This window comes from Levilactobacillus huananensis, from assembly GCF_003946145.1.
GTDB classification, from domain to species: Bacteria; Bacillota; Bacilli; order Lactobacillales; family Lactobacillaceae; genus Levilactobacillus; species Levilactobacillus huananensis.
In genome coordinates this window covers 1-4,511 of record NZ_RHOC01000028.1, presented here as the reverse complement: position 1 = coordinate 4,511, position 4,511 = coordinate 1, and the positions used below count along the sequence as shown (strand labels likewise).

General features: G+C 38.2%; 3 protein-coding genes. 2 read left to right on the top strand and 1 reads right to left on the bottom strand.

Annotated elements, in window-relative coordinates; all coding sequences use genetic code 11:
* The first annotated feature begins 1,385 nt into the window (after positions 1-1,385).
* Positions 1,386-2,291, top strand: a complete 906-nt coding sequence (prgP, locus tag EKM71_RS10925; protein WP_060416927.1) for a ParA superfamily DNA segregation protein PrgP — start codon at positions 1,386-1,388, stop codon at positions 2,289-2,291.
* Positions 2,269-2,544: a DNA segregation protein PrgO gene (gene prgO, locus EKM71_RS10920; protein WP_060416928.1), complete on the top strand. Its 276-nt coding sequence runs from the start codon at positions 2,269-2,271 to the stop codon at positions 2,542-2,544. The genes prgP and prgO overlap by 23 nt, the downstream gene beginning before the upstream one ends.
* Before the next feature lie 396 nt (positions 2,545-2,940).
* On the opposite strand, the gene EKM71_RS10910 is transcribed toward prgO, so the two are convergent.
* Complete coding sequence (locus EKM71_RS10910) at positions 2,941-4,317, bottom strand: FAD-dependent oxidoreductase (protein WP_089109987.1); 1,377 nt, start codon at positions 4,315-4,317, stop codon at positions 2,941-2,943.
* Positions 4,318-4,511 lie beyond the last annotated feature (194 nt).

Here is a 4,511-nt window from a genome sequence, read left to right as displayed (position 1 = left end):
TGTAACCTAGAAAAAAGGCCTCCAGTGTTAAACCGGGAGCCTTTTTTAGTATACCAATTTCTACTTCACATAAGGCGGCTTATCCCAAGTAACCCCCAGCTATCCCGATACTTCCACATTCCGTTATTTTCCGTTTGTGAAACCACCTTAAAAAGAAGTGGTCTAGGTCTTAGATTGGCTTTAATTGGGGAAACTGTCTTTGTGAAATTCACTTAGTTTTTTCCTAGACCATTCCATCAAATCGAATAGTCTCATTCTTTGTATTAACTAGAAACTGACCCACATTTCCTTGGTACTTCACCAATACTCTGAATGAATACTTGTAATTTACACGGGTATATCGAATACCTACAATCTTTCCTTCATACCCTTGGCTATGCAAGACTCTCTTTACTTGATTCCTTTGCCGACTCGTAATCCTGACTGAACTTCGGTAGATTATTCTCTTATTAAGTTCATCAGGATTCAAGGGAACAATGTAATCCTTACATTTCAACAATTCCACCAACTTTCTTTGGAATTTGTCTTGACGGGTTACGGTTTTCCATTCAGTTTAGAGGGAGTGACGTTTTGAGCGCAGAATTGTTCCCTGGAAACAGCTATTTGAAATAACTGAACCAGAGTACAATTCTGCTAACTAAAAGTTTCCCCTTAGTTCGTCGGTCGTTAACGCCCGTCGCTTGTCTGTACAATTGCGGTATTGCTACCACCACTCATTATAAACCTACGTTTTCGGTTTAACCTACTAAAAAACGCCCTAGTAGGCGTTGGTAATACGTATTTATTTTTGTTCGATCACCAACTAATCAGTGGCACCAAGCCGAAGCTTCGTTTTACCACCCGCGCCGTTAATGGTCGCGCTCACCATTCACCACCCAGCCGTACAGATGACCTTGTTGTGGTATAGCCAGACTTATTGAAGTCGCACTGGCAAACGTGTCCCCTTGGATTTAGACCCCAGCTTGTCCCCTAGGGCTTTAAAAATCGCACCGGCCATGTTATAATAGTCGTTAAACAATATGACTTTTATGTGTGGCGCTCACCAATTCCAGTTGGTGGGTGTTTTTTTATGTTCTGTTTTAATTGCACAACTAATAATAGACGCTTTTATGCCAATTGTAAAGGCAAATCGTAAAAGTCTCCTTTTTCAAAATGTTTAAAAGGAGACTAGTACACTAGGATAAAAGGAGACAAGGAGACTAGTGTACTAGTGCCCCTTTTATACAAAAACAGGTCTATATTTAACAGCTTTATGCTTTTATCTCCTAATCTCTTAGTGTATAAGGAGACAAGGGGATTAGTACACTAGTACACTAGTCTCCTTAATTTGTTTTATTTAATGTAAAAGTGTACTATTGCATTAAATACATAAGTGAGGTGTCCAAATGGGATATGTTATTGTAAACGCTCAGCAAAAGGGCGGCGTTGGAAAAACAACCGATACTGTCATGGAAGCTGTTGTTGCCTCTTCATTTTACAACAAAAAAGTTTTAGTTATAGATACCGATTTGCAGGGAAATGCAACACAGTTCTTAGCTAAAACATTTCAAGTTTTGACATTTAATCAATCATTCATGAGCTGTATAGAAGATGGTTCCTTAGAAAAAGGGATTGTTTCTCTTTCTGATAACTTGGATTTAATTGGCTCCGATTACGACACAAGAAAATTTGGAGATTTCCTTGATAATAAATTTTCCAGTATAAGTGATCGAACTTTTTATCTTAGCAAGCTAGTAAACAAAATAAAAGATAGATATGACTACATATTTATCGACGTTCCTCCTTCGACAGATATTAAAGTTGACAACGCCATGGTATGTGCTGATTACATTATCGTTATTCAGGAAACACAACAATTTGCTTTCGATGGGTCTAAACGTCTTGTCTTAACATATCTTCAAACATTAGCAGACGATTTTGGGGATAAAGTTCATTTTCAAGTTGCCGGAATACTTCCAGTCTTGCTACAGGCTAAACGTCCGCTTCATCAAAGAATCGTAAAAGAAACAATTGAATATTTTGGAAAAGACAATGTATTCAATAATATTGTAAATAACCATGCGAGATTGGAGTGGTATGCAGCTCAGGGAATTCAGTTTGAAGATTACCATGACAAGCGCGTTTGGGGACTATTTGCTGATATATTCTCTGAACTGGAATTAAGAATCAAGTCCTTTGAAAATACAGGAGATATAGAAAATTTCACTTATGCTCATCAGTTTATAACTGGTAACAAGCTTACAAGCAAAGGAAAGGCGATGACTGTCAGTGGCTTTGATCAAGCGAAATAATAATCAGCAGGTTACCATTCAAAAAAAAGCTAACGTTTCAAGAGATTTAGACGCTTCTAAATATAAGAGCTATCAGCGGAAGACACTGAAGGTTGATCCTCCAGTTTACGAATTAGTAAAAACAATTTCTTACGTAACAGATGTGAAAATGTATGATCTCGTTCGTGAGATGGCAAATATTTATCTAGAGAAAAATGTAGATGTCCGTGACCGTGAAAATATAATTCGAATGATAAACCAAAAAGGAGAATAGGAGATTAGTCTCCTATTCTCTCAGACGACACGTTCACTTTTTAGACGTATACTTGTCCGTTTAAATGAAGCAGAATGTACACAAAAAAGGCCACCCACCTCGTAATGAGATGAGTGGTCATTTGGTTGTGTCAATCTTGAAGGATTAACTTAATCCTAGCACTATTTACTTTTGAGTTCACGTACATCGCCTTCAACATTGTCTAGGCGTTCGTTGATAACCTTATGCTCACTTCTACTAGCAATAAAGTCTTCACGTAGGGTAGTTTGCGAATCAAACAACCGTTCAATTCGCTGGCTGCTATCCTTCATACTTTGGGCAATGTCTTGCAGCCGATCCGTAAAAGGTTTCATGATAGATTGTAAACAGCAAGCTGTAAGTGATCTTTAAAATTTTTTATTTTGTAAACTCAAGTTCACCAAGAGCATGTTGGGCTGCTAAATTCAATAGGCTCCACTGTCGGTCAAAGCCTGGTTGGAAGAAAAAGTCAGCTTCGGCCAAATCTTCCAATTTTAATCCTTGTTGGATGGCTAATGAAATAACATTACCTTGGGCAGTGATATCATAAGTTGACAATACAGCACCACCTAATAGTTGATGCGTGTTTGGATTGTAATCTAGCTCTACGTAGACCTCTGTATTTCCCTTCTCCATAGGAACATAAGCTGGACGCAAAGTGTCTTTGTAAAAGGATGTGTGAATTTCAATATCGGCCTTTTGGGCTGTGGTCATATTCAGACCTGATGTGGCAAAGTGATAGTCGAAAACACTTAATGCTGATGAGCCAACTACTCCTGAAAATGGTATAGATGGTGTGTTCTCAAAGATGTGTTCCGCTACATAACGGGCTTCGCGCCGGGCAACCGTGGCTAAAGCTATCGGCATGTCCTTCTGGGCAGGAATTGAATAGGCCAATACCGCATCACCTATGGCGTAGACATCAGGCAGATTAGTTCTCAAATATTTGTCAGTTTTAATCCACCCGCGCTTATCTAGTTCAACCGTTCCCCTTAACCAATCAGTATTAGGCTTTACTCCAGCAGCTTGAATTATCAAGTCACTCGGATATTCTGCATCGCTTGTCTTAACAGCAGAAACTGCTTCAAGACCTTCATAGCTTTCGATCTTAGCACCAGTGACAACTTGAACTCCCTTGTTGGTCAATTCTTTTGATAAGATATCTGTTAATTCAGTATCTAGATAGTTACCCAAAGGCCGATTAATCATATCGATTAATGTAACATTTTTGCCAGCTTTGATGCTGGCCTCGGCAGCTTCAATCCCAATGTAACCCGCGCCAATAACAGTAATATTTTTGACATTTGGGTCAGATAATTTTGCTTTGATCTTCTCTGCCCAATCCTTGCCGCGCATTGAATAAACGTTTTTTAGTTCATGACCAGGAACTGGTAAATTGTTTGGAGTGACGCCTGAGCTTAAAATTAATTTATCATAGTCATAGCTCTGTATTTTACCGGATTTTAAGTCTTTTACGATAACTTGCTTATTCTCTGGATTTATTTTTGTCACTTCATGATTGGCGTATACTTCTGTCCCAAGTTTTTCGAGATCTGCAGGTTTAAAATTACGGACATCATTAACATTCGTTACGCTGTTTTCTAAATATAGTTCCATACCACAGGACATGAAAGAAATAAAATCTCCTGCTTCGAATAGTTTAATATCTAGGTCTGAGTATTTGTGAGTAAGTTCCAGAACTGACTGATGGCCGCCGTGCGATGCACCAACAACAATAACTTTTGTCTTCGACATAAAAAATATAGCCTCCTAATAGATTGGTGAAAAACAATGAGGTGAGTCTACTTACAAAAATGATCCAATTACAGTTTAGAATCATTCTAAAACAAAGTCAATGGATTTTAATTAAAAGGTAGATTGTAAAATTAATCCGAACGCTGTTCGGACAAAAAAGATCAGCTTCCTTTAAAATGGTGTTTACCACAAAC

Coding starts and splice junctions, on each gene's coding strand:
- prgP (WP_060416927.1), top strand. CDS start 1,386: ATGGGATATGTTATTGTAAACGCTCAGCAAAAGGGCGGCGTTGGAAAA.
- EKM71_RS10910 (WP_089109987.1), bottom strand. CDS start 4,317: ATGTCGAAGACAAAAGTTATTGTTGTTGGTGCATCGCACGGCGGCCAT.